Raw genomic sequence first — 19,650 nt, forward strand, 5'->3', positions numbered from 1 at the left:
AGGGTCTTCTTCAGATTATGAGCCATTAGCTCAGAGCCTAAGTCATAGTTCACCCTGCCTCCTCGCGATCTTTTATCCTACTAAAATAATTATGCAAATCTAAAGGAGCTTGTCGAAGACCTTGCCACGCCATGAGTGGTTCGACGTGCTCACCATGACAAATAATTCATCATCACGCCTTAAATAACAACAAAAAAGCCCCGATCATTTTTGACCGGGGCTTTTCTATATCTGTAATTGAAGATTACTCTGCAGCAGCTTCTTCAGCAGTATCAGCAGCTTCTTCTTTCTTTGCTTTTGGAGCAGCAGCTTTCTTAGCTTTTGGAGCCTCTTCAGCTACCGGAGCTTCGACAGCTTTTGCCTCTTTTTTTGCAGCCGCTTTAGGAGCAGCAACTTCAGCAACTGGTGCATCTTCTAAAGGAAGTACTGATACGTATGAACGGTTATCAGCTTTCTTTTTGAAAACAACTTTACCGTCGATAAGAGCGAATAAAGTATGGTCTTTACCGATACCTACATTAAGGCCCGGGTTGTGTTGTGTACCACGCTGGCGAACAATGATGTTACCTGCAATAGCCGGCTGACCACCAAAAATTTTGATACCTAAACGTTTGCTATGCGATTCGCGGCCGTTTCGTGAACTACCGGCCCCTTTTTTGTGTGCCATTTCTTAATATTTTTAACAGGAATTAAATTCCCGCAAGTTTAAAATCTAATTATAAAGTGATACCAGTGATCTCGATCTTGGTGAATTGCTGACGGTGACCGTTTTTCTTTTTGTAACCTTTTCTTCTTTTCTTTTTGAAAACGATTACTTTATCACCTTTTAAATGAGACACGATCTTAGCTGATACCTTAGCGCCTTTTAAATCAGAACCTAATTTAAATTTACCTTCGTTCTCTGCTAACAACACGTTGTCAAATTCAATATTAGCGCCTTCGTCTCCTTGTAAACGGTGTACAAAGATCTGCTGGTCTTTCGCAACTTTAAACTGTTGCCCGGCTATACTTACTATTGCGTACATTGTTGATTAATTATTGTTTTAAATTTTGAGGTGCAAATATATGCATTAATATGTAAATAAGAAACCTTAATTTATTTTTACTTCCAGGGCTTTATTTGATATTTCTGAGCCTTGCTTCATTCTCATCAAGTTTCTTTTGTATTTCCTTTATCAGGCGCTCGTTGGCATCTTTCAGCTTCTCATTACCATCATAGGCCTCATCATAAACTACACGTTTGGTTTTGCGCTTGTACTTATACTCTATAATGTAACGCATTGAGCGTTCTTTGGGGTCTTTCTTGATTTCGTTTGCGGGGAAATCCCAGAAACCAAGCTCAGCAGCTTTGCGGTGCAGATAAAGCAGATCATCTTTGCTCAGGTTCATGTGCATTTTCACCACAGAATCTTTACGGTTCACAAACTGGTAATCGCCGGTTGCAGAATTGTACTTGTTTAGCAAACTGTCATTAAAACCATATTCCAGTTTCAAGCTTTCAAATTCGGCAAATTTATAGGGTGCGTTCTTAACCATCATACCGTAATAGTAAACACAATACAGCATAAACGGCACAACAACACTTAGAAGAAGAAATATTTTTTTTGCACGATTAGACATCTTTATTTAATTATCGAATTATTGAGTTATAGAATTATTGAATTTGCGAAATAACGAATTATTGATTACTTCTTTTTTGATTATTGGACAGTTTTACGAGATGCAGACACAACTTTGAGTATTTCATTAGCTTCCGTCATCAATGTAGAGATCGCATCTTTAGCAACAACTTCTGCTTCAATTAATACTTCCATCCAAAATACAGATTCATCTGCCTCTTCGACTACTATAGATAATTTAGCATGAAATTCGGCCTGAGAACGAGCCCTGCAAACTGCACGATAATTAGATCCTACAGATGATGATGAGCGCAATAGTTGTCTTCCTATTATTTTGGCCTCTTCAGTTTTTGGCAGCGTTCTGAAAAATTTGATATTATCAACTACGAATTTCTATGTCCGCTTTTTAAAAGCTTCTGCAAACTCTATTCTTTCGTTACTCATCAATTCGATAAATCAATAATTCAATAATTATTTTTCTCCTTCACTAAGTCCCTCATTAGATAGCTCTCCTTCCCATTTGCTTACTACTGCCGTGGCCATCGCATTACCCAATACGTTAGTAGCGGAGCGTCCCATGTCGAGCAGCGGATCAATACCTATCAATAACGCCAAACCCGCCTCAGGGATGTTGAACATGGAAACGGTACCTGCGATCACTACTAATGATGCTCGCGGCACACCTGCAATTCCTTTACTGGTGAGCATAAGTACTAATAGCATAGATAGCTGATGCTGAAACGAAAGATGGATATTGTATGATTGTGCTAAGAACAATGAAGCGAAGGTCATGTACATCATAGAGCCATCAAGGTTAAACGAGTAACCAAGGGGCAATACAAAGCTTACAATTTTGTCTTTACAGCCAAAGCGCTCAAGCTCTAACAACACTTTAGGATAAGCGGCCTCGCTGGTTGATGTACTAAAGGCGATAAGTATAGCATCCTTTATCCTGCTTACCAGGTTAAATACCCTACCCTTCAATACAAAGAATCCGGCTAACACGATCACCAGCCATAATAATAGCAACGAGAAATAAAACTCGCCTATAAATATGGCGTAAGTAGATAAAATACCTAACCCCTGTTTAGCGATGATCGCTGTAATAGCACCAAATACCGCAAGCGGTGCCAGTTGCATTACATAGCCGGTTATTTTCAATATCACATGCGCAATGGCATCCAACGCTTTAACTACAACATCACCTTTTTCACCAATGGCAGCGGTTGCCACGCCAAAGAATAGCGCAAAGACCACTATCTGCAGAATCTCATTATTCGCCATTGATTCCACAAAACTTCTTGGGAACACGTGGCTAATGAAATCGCGCAGCGAAAGGGCCGTTTTTTGAATACCAGTTGATAAATGGCTATCAGGCAATGGTAAATGCATAGCCTCGCCGGGGCGGAAGAAGTTTACCAGCATCATACCTAACAGTAGTGATACCAGCGTAGCGCTTAAGAACCAAAGCAAGGTCTTACCGCCTATCCTGCCAACAGCTTTAATATCGCCTACCTTAGCAACGCCTACAACCAGCGTTGTAAATACCAAAGGCGCAACGATCATTTTTATCAGGCGAAGAAAAACATCACTCAAGATGGTAAAAATCTCCAGTTTATCCTCACGGGCTTTGTCGGCATCCTTGCGAACGGTAGCCTGGGCAGCGCGTTCTTTCTTCAGCGTTTTGAAGCTTATTGCCGTGGTATCAGCACTAACGGCAATTTGCTCGTCTAATGTTTTTATCTTTACTTCGGCGGCGCTTATAGTGGTATTAATGTTGTTAATAACCGTGGCGTTGTAAGTATAGCCGGCAATTACGCCAAGCACCAAAGCAATAAAAATGTAAAGGGTAAGTTTGCTCTTCTGCATTTTTTAAGTATGGCGCAAAAATAGGAAAATAAAGCTAAGGTTAACGGATGAGTATTACTACCTACGGATTACAGCAAATAAAGAAGGAATTACAGCACCTACCTGCCGAGCAGTTGGCCGAGTTATGCCTTCGCCTTATCCGCTACAAAAAAGAAAACAAAGAGCTGCTGGCTTATCTGTTGTTTGAATCGCATAACGAGCAGGATTTCATAGAGTCGGTAAAGGCCGAGGCCGGTTTTATGTTTAGTCAGCTGCCTGTACAACCATATTTTGCAGCTAAAGGCCTGCGCAAGATCTTAAAGATGCTTACCAAATACATCAAATTTATAGGCAACAAAACCGCCGAAGTTGAATTGCTTATAAACTTTTGCCAAAATTATATGCAGTATGTTGTTAAGCAAACTTCCCATAAACCCATCAGGCTCATCCTAACGCGCCAGATAGATAAAATTAAAGGAGTGTTGAGTAAACTGCACGAGGATCTGCAGTATGATTACATTAACGACTATGAGCAGATGATTGCCGATGCCGACGGCAAATACGCCTGGTTCAGTAAAAAAAGTTACGAGTTGTAACTTTTAGTGCTTTACTTTGTCAAACCTATAAATTATTAACAAGTGGCGGATAACAACGAAGAAGCTTTCAGGCGAATATATGAGGCCAATTCAAAAAAGATCTTCCATTTGTGCTATGGTTACACAGGTGACGACGATGCGGCTAACGACCTTTTGCAGGAAACCTTCCTGAAAGTTTGGCAAAATCTACACAAATTTCGTAATCAGGCACTAATCTCAACCTGGATTTATCGTATTGCAGTAAATACTTGTTTAACTTATTTGCGATCAGAAAAACGGCAGGCTAAGGACGAGCTTACCCCGCAGATAGCCGAAACCAAACGCGAGGAATTTTCTGAAAAAAATGAGCAGGTTGCTTTGCTATACAAGTGTATATCAAAACTTGAGGAATCGGAAAGAATTATTATAACATTGGTACTTGATGAAGTGCCGTATCCCGAGATCGCAGAGGTTTCGGGCATATCAGAAGGAAATTTGAGAGTAAAGATCCACCGTATTAAACAAAAACTGACAGAGTTATACAATCATCATGAAGGACTTTGATCACTTAATGTCGGTTTGGCAGGCACAGCCGCCTAAAGAGCACTTATCTGTTGACGACGTAGTCAAACAGGTTAAGAAGGGCATCCGTGCGTTCACTACACGCCTGTATTGGGGTATTGTGGCGATGATAGGCACCGTTGCGGCAGCATTTATCCTGATGTTTTTTATGGCGTTTAAATCGCCGGCCACTACGTTCGGTATCCTTATAATTTTATTTGCAATGGCTATCTATCTGTATTTTATGATACGCCATTACCATATGCTTAACAAGCATGATCTTACTCAAAATCCCTCAGACTATTTGGATAGCCTGAAGCAGTACCAAAAAGACCGTTCACGTACGGTGGGCTGGTTTTATTATCTGTACATATTGTTGCTTAGTGCCGGGTTGGCTTTATATTTTGTTGAGGTGTTGGAAAATGCCTCGGTAGGTTTTAAAGTTGCCACTTACGGACTAACTGCCATTTGGTTCCTATTCACCACATTCTATATCAAGCCACGCATGATGCGCAGCGAGGAAGAAAAGCTTAACCTGATGATAGATCGGTTAGAGCGTCTGCAGCAACAATTTGATTAATGAAGATTACACTGAGGCGTGTTGATTTAAACGAAGCTGATCTATTGCTTAACATAAGGCAGCAAACTTTTTTTGATGCTTTTGCCTCAAAGAACGATCCTGCCCACATGCAGGCCTATGCAAAAGAAGCATTCACTATAGCAAATACAATCGCTGAGCTTTCCAACCCTGAATCTGAAATTTACTTTGCCTTGGCAGATAACGAAGTTGCAGGTTACCTCAAGCTAAACTTTAATAATGCCCAAACAGAACAACAAGGTAATGATGCATTGGAACTGGAGCGCATCTATGTGTTAGAAAAATTCCAGGGGCAAAAAGTTGGTAAATATTTGATGGATTATGCCATTAATAAAGCCATGGAAACCGGAAAAAAATTTATCTGGTTGGGCGTTTGGGAGCATAATGAAAAGGCGCTTGCATTCTATCAAAGCAAAGGTTTTGTTGTGTTCGGCAGCCATCCCTTCAAATTGGGTGCCGATAACCAGTTAGACCTTTTAATGAAGAAAGATTTAATTTGATCAAATTCATAGCTGGCGCACGCCTGCCGCGTGTATCCTCATTCGCCAATATGTCAAATTTATTTCGTGAGATCTTTGACTACCTATTGAAAAACTTCTATCCAACTTATTTCAAACCGTATCCAAGCCAACTTGTTAGATTTTAAAACAAAGAACTAACATGGAACAATTTGATGCAGTACTCACCGGTACAGATACAGATGTCAACGGCGTAGTTACCGCTAACGCCGGTGTATATACCTTTAAAGCTATTGATGATAGTATTGAACTAAGCATTGCCAAGGATGCCGAAGGCAATTGGGAGCGCATTGCAGGTTCAGAACCATATTTATCCGGCTGGATAGATGAACTTGCCGAACAGATACAAACCAAATAAAGCGACGTGATATAATGGAAAAACGTGAATTAGGAAAATCAGGCATTGAGGTGCTTCCACTATGTTTTGGGGGCAATGTTTTTGGTTGGACGGCAGATGAAAAAACATCTTTTGAACTGCTGGACGCCTTTGTTGACAAAGGCTTCAATTTTGTCGATACGGCCGATGTGTATTCGCGCTGGGCTCATGATGGTGTTGGCGGTCAGTCGGAGACCATTATAGGTAACTGGTTTAAACAAGGTGGTAAGCGTGATAAGATCATCCTGGCAACCAAAGTTGGCAAGCCGATGGGTGATGATAAAAAAGGGCTGTCAAAAGCATATATCACACAGGCCGTTGAAGACTCGTTACGCAGGTTGCAAACTGATTATGTCGATCTTTACCAGGCGCATGACGATGATCAGGAAACGCCTTTGGAAGAAACGCTTGAGGCATTTACCGATCTGATAAAACAGGGCAAGGTAAGGGCCATAGGTGCAAGCAATTACGGTCACCAGCGTCTGCGCCAAGCGCTGCAGGTAAGTCAGGATAACGGCTTCGCCCGCTACGAAACCCTGCAACCCGAATACAATTTTTACGACCGGGAAGATTACGAGCGCCAATACGAAGCACTTTGTCATGAAGCTGGTTTAGGCGTTATTACCTACTACTCGCTGGCAAGCGGTTTCCTTACAGGTAAATACCGTTCAGAGAACGACCTTAATAAAAGCAAACGTGGCGGTGGTATCAAAAAATATTTGAACAGCCGGGGGTTTACTATTTTGCGTGCGCTTGATGAAGTTGCCCAAGAGTACAATACAACGCCTGCAAGCGTAGCTATAGCCTGGCTTATAGCAAGGCAGGGTATTACCGCTCCTATTGCCAGCGCTACAAGTGTTAAACAATTAGATGATCTGGCCAACGCAGCACAACTGGAGCTAAGCCGCGAAACTATTGAGCAGCTAACGAAAGCCAGCAGCTATTAATAACTGCAGATAGCCAAGAAATAAAGCCTTCGGTGGATTACCCGCCGAAGGCTTAATTGTTATATATAGAGGAGGTAAGTTTAAAAGCGTGGTTGTCTCGCGTTTATACCACCATTAGTTTGTGCAAATTGTCCGGCAAAGCCACGTCCGCCACGGTCGCCTCTGTTGCCACCATCATTATTCCGTCCTCTGCCGCCCCAGCCTCCGCCGTTACCGCGATCTTGTTGCTGCTGTGGTTGTTGCTGGCCACCACCCCAACCGCCGCCGTTATTGCGTGGTTGGCCCCAACCGCCATTATTACCGCGGTTATCGTTGTTGGGTTGCTGGCCTCTGCCCCAGCCGCCGTTGTTGTTACGGTCCGGGCGGTTCCAATTGCCGTTATCAGGCCTGCCACCGCCCCAGTTGTTATCCCGGTCCCGGTTACCTTTGTTCCATCCTCCATTGTTATCAGGGCGGTTGTAACCACCGTTCCAACGGTTATTGCCACCGTATGATCCACCTGCATAAACGTTGCCTCTTCTGCTCCAGTCGCGGCCACGGTTAAAATCTCCACCCCAACGATTGCGGTAAACATCGTGGTTAAAATACGGACGGCTTGCCCTTATTTCGTAGTGGCGGAAAGAACGCCAGTCGTAATTGCGGTAAGCACCGGGCAGGTAAGCTGCAGACACCCATTGACCGCTGTTCATGTAGTAATAGCAATGGCGCGGCACACTGTAATAAGCTTCAACCTCCGGAAGATAATAGTAGTCGTCGCTGTCGTCAAAATCGTCGTCGTCATAAACGTCAACGGGTTGAGGCGGTGGTGCAGGTGCGTACACCGGCCTCGCAGGAATATTGAACCCGAAATGGATAGATACCTGTGCTTTGGCGCTGTTATAAAACAAACTGCCAAATATTATTGCTGAAAGTAAGACTGACCTTTTCATTTTATTTAATGTTTGTATTGATAGGACGGCCACCGATAATGAAAGTTTAATGCCTTACATGATATATTTTACCCACACCTAACTGATTAAACTTATATTTTACTTCAGTATATAAATACAATATTTAATTCGTAAAATACATTGATATAGCAGATCTGGACTTTAAAAATTCTGTAACCTTACTGTTTAAGTTGAAACAGATTTCGTAATCAACTGTATTATAAGTTAATTTGAGAAAACGAGGATAAACTCCCCTATCTGCTTAAAACTCTCACGAAATGAAAAAGACACTGAAACTAACTTTACCTGCTTTGGCGGTTGCCGGCGCGCTTTTTTTTAACGCCTGTAACAGCGATAGCAAAAAAACCGCTGCTACCGACACACTGACCGCAGGCGGAGACACTACCAAAACCGAAGCCGGTATTGCGGTACCTGAGGGGTTTACCGCAACAATTATTGCTAAAGACCTTGGAGGTGCACGGCATATTGCAGTATCGCCCAAAGGTGTTATCTATGTTAAATTGGGTAAACCAAATAAGGATGGCAAAGGAATTTTGATGCTGATTGAGAAAGATGGTAAAGCCGAAGTTAAGGCAGCATTTGGTGGATACGGAGGTACAGGTATCACTATCAAAAACGGCTATCTATATGCTTCATCAAATACAGAGATATTCCGTTATAAACTAAACGATGCCGACGAGGTTGCCGACACTGCTAAAGTGGAGAAGATTGTGACCGGCCTTATTGACCGCCACCAGCATGAGTCTAAATCAATCGTTTTGGATGACGCAGGTAATTTATATACAAACATCGGCGCTTATTCTAACTCGTGCCAGATCAAAGATCGCGAGAAGGGATCATTAGGTAAAAAAGATTGCCCTATACTTGATTCTGCAGGTGGTATATGGCAATTTAAGGCTGATAAGCCTAACCAAACCTATAAAGATGGGCAACGTTACGCAACGGGATTACGCAACGTGGTTGGTTTAGACTGGAACAAACAAGATAACCAGCTTTTTGTAATGCAACACGGTCGTGATGGTTTACATGACCTGTTTCCTGATCTGTACACTGTACAACAACAGGCAGAATTACCGGCGGAGTGTATGTATGCTTTGAAAAAAGGTGATAATGCAGGCTGGCCTTATATTTACTATGATCAGCAACAAAACAAAAAAATAGTTGCACCAGAATACGGCGGCGATGGCAAAAAAGAAGGAGACGCTAAATTTATCGATCCGGTTGCAGCCTACCCTGGCCACCTTGCGCCTAATGCATTGTTATTTTATACTGCAAGCCTATTCCCGGCTGAGTATAAAGATGGTGCTTTTATCGCCTTCCACGGATCATGGAACCGTGCACCCGAGCCACAAGCCGGTTACTATGTAGTTTTCCAACCGTTTAAGGATGGTAAGCCAAATGGCGAGGGAAAAGTATTTGCTGATGGTTTTTCCGGTTCGGCAGAGAATACTGCTAAAGGTTCGGCGGTACACCGCCCATGTGGCCTGGCACAAGGCCCGGATGGCTCACTGTATGTAAGTGAAGATTCTAAAGGCTATATCTATAAAATATCGTACAAAAAGTAAAAAGAAAAACGGGGCTCAAAAGACCCCGTTTTTTTATTCGCTTTGATATTGATACTTCAGCACCGATTGCATTTTAGCTTTAACGCGTTTAATGCTCTCCTCTATCTCCTCCATTTCCTCTTTATCAATAGCATCCATAAAAGCACTGTGGTAAGCTTTAAGGGCTTCGCCAAAGCTTCGGCGCTTCTCTTCATGTAAGCCCAGCTGCTTGTAGATCAAAGCGGTATCGACTCCCGGCACTTTTAAAGCAGCTGCGGCAACGACCTTAACTTGCTTATCCATTTGCAGGAAAACCAACAATTCCAGATAACGTGTATAATTATCCGGGAATGACGGCTCAAGTGCCATACAAGTTTTAAAATGATATCCTGCGGTTTGATAATCCTTCAAGTCCTCAAAATTCACCTTACCTAATAAATGATGAGCGCGCGCATATTCAGCATTATTGGCAATGATCTCGTTGAGCAATTGCAATGCCTTTGCCGACTCGCCATACCTATATTCCTCTGCCGCCTGCGCATATTTCTCATCAATGGTATAATATATATCCATAAAAATTCTGTCAAAAAAATTAACTACGCAACTGATAAGTTACGCCTGTAAAATTAAAATTGTGTGTGATGGTAAACGGGTTTTTAAAACCTTATCGTTGTGAGAAAAGTGCCGTAATTGAGGCAATACCTTTCCCTTGCAGCACCATGGGCTGTTTCTGTAATTGGGAAAGTTTGTTAAATAGCATTGTAGTAATTATTAATCTGGCGGCGAAGTTAATAATTAAGGAGAAGAAAGTCAAACGTTTATAAAACGTTAAAGTAGTAGTGATAAAAAAGGCGCCATTACCGGCCAGCTTTTATTGCGGCTGATAAGGCATTACAGCACCTGTAAAGTGCACTCCGCAAAAAAGTTTGTTAACGACGCCACCTGTAGCTGCTTACGCAGCTATGCTAACTTTTACCTTCTCTATCTGGTAGTTATTCATCAATTCATTTTCTGAGATGATGACGCTAAAATCCTCAAATTTGATCCCGTTTTCGAATGCATAAAGCGTGTAACCACGTTTATTGCCATCGTATGCACCAAGCTCAAAAATCTCGTCCTGGTTTTTTGCCTTTATTTTGGCACCGGCTACCAACTGGTAGGCGTCAAATATATTTTCAAAAGTTGTGTTTTTCATAGTACAAATGGCAATACAATTTCTTTGCCATTTGTTATGCAAACCATTCAAATAGTTGGTTTTGTTGTATATGAGTTTTTTCTGCACCAGAAATATCCTTTAAGATCTGCCCTTCGTGCATTTGAATGATTCTATTGCCGTATACAGCGGCATCCCGCAAGTTATGTGTAACCAGTAAAGCGGTCAGTTTGTATTGCTTTATCAGGTCATCAGCAATCTTTAAAACATTGTTTGCCGAGCGCGGGTCTAAAGCCGCCGTGGGCTCATCAAGCAATAATATCTTGCACTCATCCATCACGCTCATTAACAAGGTAAGTGCCTGCCGTTGCCCGCCGGAAAGGGTGCCTATCGGCTGGTCCAGTTTATTCTCCAAACCCATGTTAAGCGCAGCGATACGTTCTTTCACAAGTTGTTTAAATTGCTCAGTTTTACCGATGATCAGGTTTTTACTCTTTGTACGGAGCGCAGCTAACCTGAAGTTGTCTATGATGCTCAGATCGGCTGCCGTGCCCGATAATGGATTTTGAAATATCCGTGCTATCCATTTACTGCGTTGGTATTCTGCCAGTTTGGATACATCGTTCCCTTCTATATTAACACTACCCCCTGTTGGCAACATACTACCTGCAATAAGATTTAAAAGCGTAGATTTTCCTGAACCGTTGGAACCAATAACTACCAAGTATTCGCCTTGTTTAATTTCAAGGTCAACTGCTTGTAAGGCAATAACTTCGTTAGGTTTACCTGCATTAAATGTTTTTTTTAAACCTGTTATCGATATCATGCTGCCCTCCCTGTTAAACGTGGTAAACCGACAATCACCAGTACAAAAGCAGCAGTTACCAATTTTAATAGATTGGCATCAACACCGATGCTTAAGGTAAAGGCCAGCACCAGTTGAAAAACTATTGCCCCGGCCAATACCAATGTCAGGCTAAGCCAAACGGAGGTGATCTGCAACCAATTGATCACCGTTTCGCCAATAATAACAGAACCCAGGCCCGTGATCACAATTCCTATCCCCATGCTGATATCCGCAAAACCCTGCTGTTGCGCCACCAGATAGCCGCTTAGCGCTGTTAAAGCGTTTGCCACCGCCAAACCGATTATCTTCATCCTATCAGTATTTACACCAAGCGCACGAACCATTGCTTCGCTGTTACCGGTGGCGCGCATGGCAATACCAAAGTCGGTTTTAAGCATATAACCGATGGCCAATGTAATGGCCGCAACAAATATTAATGATATAAGAAGCGCATTTTGATTAGGATTATCAGCAATAAAATTGATGGACATAAACAAGCCAGGCAAACCCAGCAAAGGCAGGTTTGAGCGGCCAAGTATGGTTAGGTTAACAGAGTAAAGCGCCGTCATGACCAGGATACCGGCAAGCAAGGCGTTGATTTTTAATTTGGTGTGGATGATACCTGTTAATGCCCCGGCAATAGCTCCGGAAACAATAACTGCCAGCGCAATAACAAACCCCGATTGATGATGAGTCATCAGCGAGCCGGTCACTACTCCGCCCAAGGTATAGCTTCCGTCTGTAGTGATGTCCGGAATGTTAAATATTTTCATGGACAGGTAAATGCCCAGGGCAATTCCCCCGAAGCAAAGTCCCTGTATAAGCGCGGTGATGTAGAAATCCATTATTATTTTACAGCTTCAAAACCTGCTGGTATGATGACGTTGTATTTTTTTGCAGCAGCAGGATTGTACACATGCTTACGCACCTTCACCATCTCCAGCTTTAAGCCATCTGTTTTATGCGTTTTTAAATATTGAGCTGCCTGTAAGCCCGATTGGTAGCCCCATTGATAAATATCTGCACCAAAGGCCGCTACAGCCCCGCGCTGGACCAGGCCGGCTTCGCTGGTAAAAATAGGTATGTTCTTATCGTTGCAACTTTTAAGTATAGTTTCGAAAGCGGCGAACACCGTATTATCCGGATTGGCAAAAAATGCATCGATGCCTTTGCTTAATAAGCTTTGTGTAACCAGTTGAGCATCTGCAGAGGAGTTTAGCGGCAGGGCAACCACTTTGATGTTCATTTTACCAGCCAGCGTTTGTATACGTTGCAGCGCATCTGCAGACTGCGGTTCAGACTGATTATAGATCATCCCAACAGTTACTTGTCCGCTTTTAGGTTTTAGTAATTTCGGTATCAGTGCAAAAGAAGTGTCAATGTAATTAAGGTCTTCCATCGTCCCGAACAAATTTGCAGGCCCCCTGCCTGATGCATCTGCAACCTTCATACGCTCGGGCGTAGGCGACACCATCTGGAAAATAGGGATAGTTTTAGTTTTTTGGATGGCAGCCACCGTAGCCAACGTGGTCGATGTAGCCAGCAGATCAACTTTATCTGAAACAAACTGGTTCACTATCTGCGTTAGCGTTGGGATACTCCCCTGTGCGTTATTGTACTTAATGGTAATATTACCTTTCTCCTCGCTGAAACCGTTTTGCTTAAGGGCATCAATAAAACCGGTTTTGGCTTGCGATATGGTGGCATCTTCAAACGCATCAATAAAGCCTACAACCGGCACCCCATCTTTCTTTGGTGGGCTGCAGGCAGCAATAGCGATAATAGCGGCAAATAACGTAGCTAAACGTACAATTTTCATATTACTAAAGTAGATAATCAGCGGCAAAGCAAAAACATTTTAATCAATCAAATCCATAACAGATAACCCTTAATGGCCCGCTTGGTTTGGGCTTTTATTATAGCACATAATTCTTCTATATTTGGTAGCCGCGCAACTATGCGCTTATCACATGCCATCGTTCGAGTCGTTTATACATTTGGTTTTTATGGGTATCATAGCCCTTTTCCCGGTAGTTAACCCTGTTGGGTCGGCGTTTATTGTAAGTCCATACTTTGAGCACCTTTCGCGGGCAGAGAAGCGTAAGGCAGTACGCCGAATTGCATTTTATGGTTTTTGCGTTTGCACCGTGGCCCTATTTGCCGGCCACTGGATACTGGAACTGTTCGGTATTTCTATACCCGTGGTGCAACTTGCCGGTGGTATCATGATCTGTAAAATAGGTTGGGAATTCCTTTCGTCAGACCAGGTATCAGATACCTCAGATGAAACTGTTGAGATAAAAACACCTATATCTGCTTACGAGCAGCTTACCCGAAAACTATTTTACCCTATCACCTTCCCGATGACAACCGGTGCAGGAACCATATCTGTATTATTTACCCTTAGCGCCCATGGCGAAAAATTTGGGAGCAAAGAATATTACATCAGCCTGCTTGCTGTGATGATAGCTATCATTGTAATGTGCGTGTTGATCTACATCCTTTATCTTAACACTAAAACGCTTATTAATTATCTTGGCAGCAATGGCGAAAACATCGTGAACCGCATCTCGGCCTTCCTGATATTTTGCGTGGGTTTGCAGATAGCCATCTCCGGGCTGCGGGCCATTTTTAAGTTTTAAAAAATACAACAAGCTCATTCTGAATGACAGATGCGATATTTTTAAAAAATTATTGCAAATAGCACGCAATTTTCTATTTTTGCAATCCCAACACGGTAGATGTAGCTCAGTTGGTTAGAGCATCGGTTTGTGGTACCGAGGGTCGTGGGTTCGAGCCCCATCATTTACCCAAAAGCCTCTCATGAAAATGAGAGGCTTTTTTTGTTTTACCACCAATTATACACTGGATAGCTTATATCCCTTATAGCTCAAAATATTTTATAGATTTATTGCTTAAACTATATCATGATATGAGATACACTTACATTGCTTTAACGTTTTTACTTGCATTAACTGCCTGTAGTTCGGCAACAAAGAAAGAAAATGCAGACACTACATCGGATACGCTGAAAAGTAAGACTGAAATTACAGACAGTGCAAAAGTACAGGAGCGAAAAGATACTACAACTAAAGATGGTACAAAAACAGCTGATTCAACAGTAGTTAAGCGCGACTCAGTAATCAAACCTCTTGGAAAATCTGGCAAGAAAGGTGGTTGAAATTAACAACCACCCAAATTAACACCTATAGGGTAAGCGCCTAATTCTTACCTTTGCCGTCATGATTGAGATCTTTACTGATGGTGCTTCGAGTGGTAATCCCGGGCCGGGAGGTTATGGTGTTATTTTGCGTTCAGGGCAGCATTATAAGGAACTATCAGCGGGTTTCCGCAAGACAACCAATAACCGCATGGAATTGCTGGCTGTTATCACGGCACTGGAAGCGCTTAAATCGCCTAATCAAAACGTCACCATTTACTCCGACTCTAAATACGTGATCGATGCTATTGAAAAGCGTTGGGTTAACGGCTGGGTTGCCAAAGGTTTTGCCGGCAAAAAAAACAAGGACCTTTGGATGCGTTATCTGAATATAGCCAAATTACACAAGGTTAAATTTGTTTGGGTGCGTGGCCATAACGGCCACCCGGAGAACGAGCGCTGCGACCAGCTTGCCGTTGCCGCAGGCAAACAGAAGGATCTGCTTATCGATTCGGTTTTTGAAGCAGAAGCAGCGTCGCAAGCTTAAAATCAAAAGTAGTTAGCCCGAAGTCACTTCAAACTTTTGACTTAACACTTTCGACTTTAAACTACCTTCCGCCCAATTCAATCACTTCCAGGTCATGTATTTTATCAGCTGTAATGCTGAAACGCATCAGCGTGCGTACTTTATGCCAGCCGTGTTTACCTGCCGCACCGGGGTTAAGGTGCAGGCAACTTATCTTTTTATCGTAAATAGCTTTGAGGATATGAGAATGTCCTGCAATGAAAAGTTGCGGCGGTTTGTTATAGATCTCCGGCTTTACCAAAGGACTATACCTATCCGGGTAGCCGCCGATGTGGGTCATCCATACATCTACTTCTTCGCATTTAAAGCGTAAATGCTCGGGATAAACGCGGCGAATGTCAGCACCATCAATATTACCGTAAACACCGCGTGTAGGTTTAAAAGCGGCAAGCTGATCGGCCAGTTTCAGTGTGCCAAAATCCCCTGCATGCCATATCTCGTCGCATTTATCAAAATGCTTAAAAACGGCATCATCAAGGTAACCGTGGGTATCAGATATAAGGCCTATGCGGGTCATGCTCAAAATATCGTCAAAAAATCTTTTAAAAGCGAGGAGTATTGTGTTGTGTAAACTTTTGGTGATTCATAGATAACCACCTCGGTCACCTCATTCGTTACGTTATCTTTACCAAATGTTATTACCTCACGGTGTGGATCATCGGTAGCAAATGATCTGATATTGATAACGCTTTGTAAATACAAGGAGTTTGTAGCTAACATACCTATAACTAGTTCTGACGTTGCCACAGGCAGTATTAGTTGGCATATTCCTTCAGCACTCAAATTCTCAGCAGCAAAACTCACCAATCGTTCAAAAAATGAGCTATCCGTATGGCGCGCGAGTGCCTTATTATCTTTTGCAGATCTAAGGGAATCGATAAAGAACGGTGGATTGGAAATTATCAGGTCGTATTCCATACGCTCCAGATTGGCGAAGTCGCCCTTAAAAAGTCTCAAGCGTTCAGCAAATTTTGAATTGGTAAAATTTTTTGTCGCAGTATCGGCGGCATGGTCATCGATCTCAACTGCATCTATGTAAATCTGAGGAAAACGCTGCGCAAGCATTAAAGCCACTACACCCGTACCGGCACCAACATCCAGTATTGTTTTTGCATCATGTCCTTTAGCTAAAGCAGCTAATAGCACGCCGTCTGTGTTCACCTTCATGGCGCAGCCGGTTTGGTCAACATCAAACTGCTTAAACTTAAAAAAGCTCATCTATTTACCGGTGAACAAACCGTACTTGAGTATACAATAGATAGCGCGGAAGCCATCCTTCCATCCTATTTTTTTGCCTTCTTCATACGTACGGCCATAGTAAGAAATCCCTACCTCGTAAATACGGATCTGCGGAATGCGCGACATCTTGATGGTTACCTCAGGCTCAAAACCAAAACGTTTTTCCCGCAAGTTAAGCGACTGTAAAAGCTTGGTATCAAACAATTTATAGCACGTTTCCATATCCGTTAGGTTTAAATTACTAAGCATATTGCTCAAAAACGTAAGCCAGCGGTTACCTATGGTATGCCAAAAGAAAAGTATGCGATGTGGATTGCTGCCCATAAAGCGCGAACCGTAAACCACATCGGCAAAGCCCTTGCAAATGGGTTTAAGCAGGTCGTTATATTCTTCGGGGTCGTACTCCAGGTCGGCATCTTGTATAATCGTATAATCACCTGTTGCCTGGGCAATGCCGGTATGAAGCGCGGCACCTTTGCCCTTATTTACAGGGTGTTTAAAGTACCGGATATTCAGGTCAGGGTTTTCGTCGCGATAAGCAGCAACGGCTTGTTCGGTGTTATCGCGCGAGCAATCGTCAACTATTATGATCTCCTTTTGAATATTATCCATTAATTCAACTGCTTTTATCTTGTTTAAAATGAGGTGGATGGTTCCGCCCTCGTTATAAGCAGGGATAATTATTGATAATTTATCTATTTTCATTCGGTGATATCTATGCCAGCTAAATAATGCGGATCAGCAAAAAAAGTTTAAAACAGTACGTTAAACGGCCAAAAGTAATTATTAGTGCCGCTATTTTACTGGCTTTGTTGATTTGGTTTTCATTTTGCCTGCCCAAACCTTTATTTAAAAGCACTACTTCTTATGTAATTGACGATGATAAGGGCCAGTTACTCGGGGCTTCCATTGCTGCAGACGGCCAATGGCGCTTCCCTTATAATTCTAACGTTCCTGGTAAATTCAGTAAATGTATTATTGCTTTTGAGGATAAGCGCTTTAATAGTCACTGGGGGTTTGATCCTTTGGCATTCGGCAGGGCCGTTAGGCAAAACCTGCGCAATAAGCGTGTAACCAGCGGTGGCAGTACCATTACCATGCAGGTGATCCGTTTAGCAACACACCACAACCGTACCCTATGGAACAAAATTGCCGAGATATTAATGGCTACCCGGCTGGAGATTGGTTACAGTAAAAAAGAAATAATGGCCATGTACGCAAGCAATGCCCCTTTTGGTAGCAATGTTATTGGGTTGGATGCTGCTGCCTGGCGCTACTACGGGCGAAGCGCAGATAAATTATCCTGGGGAGAGATGGCCGCATTGGCAGTGCTGCCCAACTCACCATCGCTGGTACACCCTGGCAAGAACCGCCAGATCTTATTAAAGAAACGAAACCTGCTGCTCGCCCGTTTGCAGCAGCAAGGCACTATTGACAGCACCACCGCTGCCCTGGCCCGTTTTGAACCCGTGCCTGATAAGCCCATGCCATTGCCGCAACTCGCTCCTCACCTGCTGCAGCGCTTTAAAGCGGATGCAAAAGCGGCTCATTTAACCGACACCCATATAGCAACATCCATTAAAAGCAATCTGCAGCAACAAGTGGCAGATGTGGTAGAAAAGCACCACCAGGTTTTAAAGGCTAACGATATCAATAACCTGGCGGCGGTAGTACTCGATGTGGAAAAGGGTGCTACGCTGGCTTACGTTGGTAATGTATCGCACCGTGAAGATCCTGAAACGGAAAGCGATGTAGATGTAATAGGCGCACCCCGCAGCCCGGGTAGTACGTTGAAACCTTTGCTTTATGCCAGTATGCTGCATGATGGTTTGATTCTTCCAAATAGTTTAATACCTGATGTACCCACGCAGATTGCTGGCTACCACCCTGAAAATTTTGACCTTGGATATGATGGAGCCGTACCGGCATCGAACGCGCTATCGAGATCATTAAATGTGCCCGCAGTAAAAATGCTGCAGCAGTATAAGTATGAGCGTTTTTATGATATGCTGAAACGCACAGGCATCACTACCTTGAATCAACCTGCCGACCACTATGGGCTTGCCCTGATCCTGGGCGGGGGGGAAAACACATTGTGGGAATTAACCGGCGCTTATGCGGATATGGCACGCGTGCTTAACCATTACAACAAAAATGGTGGTAAGTACAATGCTAAAGATTACCATCACCCGCAATACTTTTACGCCGCCGCAAAAGAACCTGATCTGCAAAACAATGGCCTGTTGGATGCCGGTTCTATTTACTACACCCTACAGGCCATGGAAGAAGTAATGCGACCGGGTGAAGAAATGCTTTGGCAGCAATTTAGCTCCAGCCAGCGGGTAGCCTGGAAAACCGGCACCAGCTTTGGCTTTAGAGATGGCTGGGCAATTGGCGTTACGCCAAAATACGTGGTTGGCGTTTGGGTTGGCAATACCGACGGCGAGGGCCGTCCGGGATTGACCGGTATTAACACTGCCGCACCAGTTTTATTCGAGATCTTTCGTTTGTTGCCAGCTGCACGCGAATGGTTCGATGTGCCATCAGGCGAATTGGTGAAGATCAATATATGTAGGGAAAGCGGTTACCGTGCCGGCCAATATTGTACTGATCCCGTTGAGCGATATGTACCCAAAACTTGCTTAAAAGCACCGGTTTGTCCATGGCATAAAATGGTGCACTTGTCGGCAGACCGAAAGTACCAGGTAACGGCCAACTGTGTTTCGCCTGATAAGATGGTGAACCTGCCCTGGTTTGTGCTGCCGCCATCTATGGAGTATTATTACAAAACAAAAAATTACCAGTACCACGTGCTGCCACCTTTTGCGCCGGGGTGCGAACAAAATGACGCTAACCCTATGGAACTAATATACCCCAAAGATGGTGCAAAGGTTTACGTACCGCTTGAGGCAGATGGCAAACGCGGCAGGATGATCTGCAATGCAGCGCACCGCGTTGCCGGCAGTAAAATATTCTGGCACCTGGATGGCGAATATGTAGGGCAAAGCAGCGCATTTCAGCAAATGGCTCTAAACCCTAAGCCGGGCAAACATAAGCTTACCCTTGTTGACGGCGAGGGTAACACTATCAACATAAATTTTGAAGTACTGGATAAGAATAAATAAAACA

General features: G+C 43.2%; 24 protein-coding genes, 1 tRNA gene and 1 pseudogene. 12 read left to right on the forward strand and 14 right to left on the reverse strand.

What is annotated here, in order from left to right; translation table 11 throughout:
• Positions 1-244: 244 nt before the first annotated feature.
• From rpmA to FPZ42_RS05920, 5 genes and pseudogenes are all read right to left on the reverse strand, one after another.
• Positions 245-667 carry a 50S ribosomal protein L27 gene (gene rpmA, locus FPZ42_RS05900; RefSeq protein WP_146269582.1) on the reverse strand — a complete coding sequence of 141 codons (423 nt, stop codon included), beginning with the start codon at positions 665-667 and terminating at the stop codon, positions 245-247.
• Between the two features lie 49 nt (positions 668-716).
• Positions 717-1,025 (reverse strand): 50S ribosomal protein L21, encoded by a 309-nt coding sequence (gene rplU / locus FPZ42_RS05905; protein ID WP_146269583.1) that lies wholly within the window; start codon positions 1,023-1,025, stop codon positions 717-719.
• Between the two features lie 91 nt (positions 1,026-1,116).
• Complete coding sequence (locus tag FPZ42_RS05910) at positions 1,117-1,539, reverse strand: hypothetical protein (protein WP_255563173.1); 423 nt, start codon at positions 1,537-1,539, stop codon at positions 1,117-1,119.
• Positions 1,540-1,700: 161 nt separating this feature from the next.
• Positions 1,701-2,000: pseudogene (locus FPZ42_RS05915) on the reverse strand (four helix bundle protein); the annotation flags it as partial.
• A gap of 90 nt (positions 2,001-2,090) precedes the next feature.
• Positions 2,091-3,488 (reverse strand): dicarboxylate/amino acid:cation symporter, encoded by a 1,398-nt coding sequence (locus FPZ42_RS05920; RefSeq protein WP_146269585.1) that lies wholly within the window; start codon positions 3,486-3,488, stop codon positions 2,091-2,093.
• A 47-nt stretch (positions 3,489-3,535) separates the two neighbouring features.
• On the opposite strand from FPZ42_RS05920, the gene FPZ42_RS05925 reads away from it, so the two are divergent.
• The 6 genes from FPZ42_RS05925 to FPZ42_RS05950 all read left to right on the forward strand — a co-directional run bounded on the left by FPZ42_RS05925 (position 3,536) and on the right by FPZ42_RS05950 (position 7,042).
• The gene (locus FPZ42_RS05925) at positions 3,536-4,063 is read left to right on the forward strand and encodes a hypothetical protein (RefSeq protein ID WP_186458694.1); all 528 of its coding nucleotides are present in this window, start codon (positions 3,536-3,538) and stop codon (positions 4,061-4,063) included.
• A gap of 42 nt (positions 4,064-4,105) precedes the next feature.
• Positions 4,106-4,606: an RNA polymerase sigma factor gene (locus tag FPZ42_RS05930; RefSeq protein WP_146269586.1), complete on the forward strand. Its 501-nt coding sequence runs from the start codon at positions 4,106-4,108 to the stop codon at positions 4,604-4,606.
• Positions 4,593-5,183 (forward strand): hypothetical protein, encoded by a 591-nt coding sequence (locus FPZ42_RS05935; protein ID WP_146269587.1) that lies wholly within the window; start codon positions 4,593-4,595, stop codon positions 5,181-5,183. The genes FPZ42_RS05930 and FPZ42_RS05935 overlap by 14 nt, the downstream gene beginning before the upstream one ends.
• A complete protein-coding gene (locus FPZ42_RS05940; RefSeq protein ID WP_146269588.1) occupies positions 5,183-5,701 on the forward strand; it encodes a GNAT family N-acetyltransferase in 519 nt (172 codons plus the stop codon). Before FPZ42_RS05935 ends, FPZ42_RS05940 begins: the two co-directional genes overlap by 1 nt.
• Before the next feature lie 160 nt (positions 5,702-5,861).
• Positions 5,862-6,077 (forward strand): hypothetical protein, encoded by a 216-nt coding sequence (locus tag FPZ42_RS05945; protein ID WP_146269589.1) that lies wholly within the window; start codon positions 5,862-5,864, stop codon positions 6,075-6,077.
• A 14-nt stretch (positions 6,078-6,091) separates the two neighbouring features.
• On the forward strand, positions 6,092-7,042 hold the full coding sequence (locus FPZ42_RS05950) for an aldo/keto reductase (protein WP_146269590.1): 951 nt from the start codon (positions 6,092-6,094) through the stop codon (positions 7,040-7,042).
• 80 nt (positions 7,043-7,122) lie between these two features.
• On the opposite strand, the gene FPZ42_RS05955 is transcribed toward FPZ42_RS05950, so the two are convergent.
• On the reverse strand, positions 7,123-7,971 hold the full coding sequence (locus FPZ42_RS05955) for a hypothetical protein (protein WP_146269591.1): 849 nt from the start codon (positions 7,969-7,971) through the stop codon (positions 7,123-7,125).
• 278 nt (positions 7,972-8,249) lie between these two features.
• Here FPZ42_RS05955 and FPZ42_RS05960 point away from each other — a divergent pair, with 278 nt between their 5' ends.
• Entirely contained in the window at positions 8,250-9,557 is a 1,308-nt protein-coding gene (locus FPZ42_RS05960) for a PQQ-dependent sugar dehydrogenase (RefSeq protein WP_146269592.1), read from the forward strand.
• Between the two features lie 33 nt (positions 9,558-9,590).
• Here the strand turns inward: FPZ42_RS05960 and FPZ42_RS05965 are convergent, their stop codons facing one another.
• The 5 genes from FPZ42_RS05965 to FPZ42_RS05985 form a co-directional block, all read right to left on the reverse strand.
• Positions 9,591-10,109 carry a tetratricopeptide repeat protein gene (locus FPZ42_RS05965; protein ID WP_146269593.1) on the reverse strand — a complete coding sequence of 173 codons (519 nt, stop codon included), beginning with the start codon at positions 10,107-10,109 and terminating at the stop codon, positions 9,591-9,593.
• Positions 10,110-10,488: 379 nt separating this feature from the next.
• Positions 10,489-10,731 (reverse strand): hypothetical protein, encoded by a 243-nt coding sequence (locus tag FPZ42_RS05970; protein ID WP_146269594.1) that lies wholly within the window; start codon positions 10,729-10,731, stop codon positions 10,489-10,491.
• 34 nt (positions 10,732-10,765) lie between these two features.
• The gene (locus FPZ42_RS05975; RefSeq protein ID WP_146269595.1) at positions 10,766-11,515 is read right to left on the reverse strand and encodes an ABC transporter ATP-binding protein; all 750 of its coding nucleotides are present in this window, start codon (positions 11,513-11,515) and stop codon (positions 10,766-10,768) included.
• Positions 11,512-12,381, reverse strand: a complete 870-nt coding sequence (locus FPZ42_RS05980) for an ABC transporter permease (RefSeq protein ID WP_146269596.1) — start codon at positions 12,379-12,381, stop codon at positions 11,512-11,514. Before FPZ42_RS05980 ends, FPZ42_RS05975 begins: the two co-directional genes overlap by 4 nt.
• 2 nt (positions 12,382-12,383) lie before the next feature.
• A complete protein-coding gene (locus FPZ42_RS05985; protein ID WP_146269597.1) occupies positions 12,384-13,355 on the reverse strand; it encodes an ABC transporter substrate-binding protein in 972 nt (323 codons plus the stop codon).
• A gap of 151 nt (positions 13,356-13,506) precedes the next feature.
• Here FPZ42_RS05985 and FPZ42_RS05990 point away from each other — a divergent pair, with 151 nt between their 5' ends.
• From FPZ42_RS05990 to rnhA, 4 genes are all read left to right on the forward strand, one after another.
• Positions 13,507-14,178, forward strand: coding sequence for a MarC family protein (locus FPZ42_RS05990; RefSeq protein WP_146269598.1), 672 nt, complete (start codon positions 13,507-13,509; stop codon positions 14,176-14,178).
• A 95-nt stretch (positions 14,179-14,273) separates the two neighbouring features.
• Positions 14,274-14,347, forward strand: a tRNA-His gene (locus tag FPZ42_RS05995).
• Positions 14,348-14,468: 121 nt separating this feature from the next.
• Complete coding sequence (locus tag FPZ42_RS06000) at positions 14,469-14,717, forward strand: hypothetical protein (RefSeq protein ID WP_146269599.1); 249 nt, start codon at positions 14,469-14,471, stop codon at positions 14,715-14,717.
• Positions 14,718-14,778: 61 nt separating this feature from the next.
• Entirely contained in the window at positions 14,779-15,243 is a 465-nt protein-coding gene (gene rnhA, locus FPZ42_RS06005; protein ID WP_146269600.1) for a ribonuclease HI, read from the forward strand.
• A 61-nt stretch (positions 15,244-15,304) separates the two neighbouring features.
• On the opposite strand, the gene FPZ42_RS06010 is transcribed toward rnhA, so the two are convergent.
• The 3 genes from FPZ42_RS06010 to FPZ42_RS06020 are packed head-to-tail and all read right to left on the reverse strand — an operon-like array spanning position 15,305 to position 17,226.
• On the reverse strand, positions 15,305-15,799 hold the full coding sequence (locus tag FPZ42_RS06010) for a metallophosphoesterase family protein (protein WP_146269601.1): 495 nt from the start codon (positions 15,797-15,799) through the stop codon (positions 15,305-15,307).
• Positions 15,800-15,801: 2 nt separating this feature from the next.
• Positions 15,802-16,500, reverse strand: coding sequence for a tRNA1(Val) (adenine(37)-N6)-methyltransferase (locus FPZ42_RS06015; RefSeq protein ID WP_146269602.1), 699 nt, complete (start codon positions 16,498-16,500; stop codon positions 15,802-15,804).
• The gene (locus FPZ42_RS06020) at positions 16,501-17,226 is read right to left on the reverse strand and encodes a glycosyltransferase family 2 protein (RefSeq protein ID WP_146269603.1); all 726 of its coding nucleotides are present in this window, start codon (positions 17,224-17,226) and stop codon (positions 16,501-16,503) included.
• Positions 17,227-17,252: 26 nt separating this feature from the next.
• Here FPZ42_RS06020 and pbpC point away from each other — a divergent pair, with 26 nt between their 5' ends.
• Entirely contained in the window at positions 17,253-19,646 is a 2,394-nt protein-coding gene (pbpC, locus tag FPZ42_RS06025; RefSeq protein WP_146269604.1) for a penicillin-binding protein 1C, read from the forward strand.
• Positions 19,647-19,650 lie beyond the last annotated feature (4 nt).

This window comes from Mucilaginibacter achroorhodeus, from assembly GCF_007846095.1.
In the GTDB taxonomy this organism is placed as follows: domain Bacteria; phylum Bacteroidota; class Bacteroidia; order Sphingobacteriales; family Sphingobacteriaceae; genus Mucilaginibacter; species Mucilaginibacter achroorhodeus.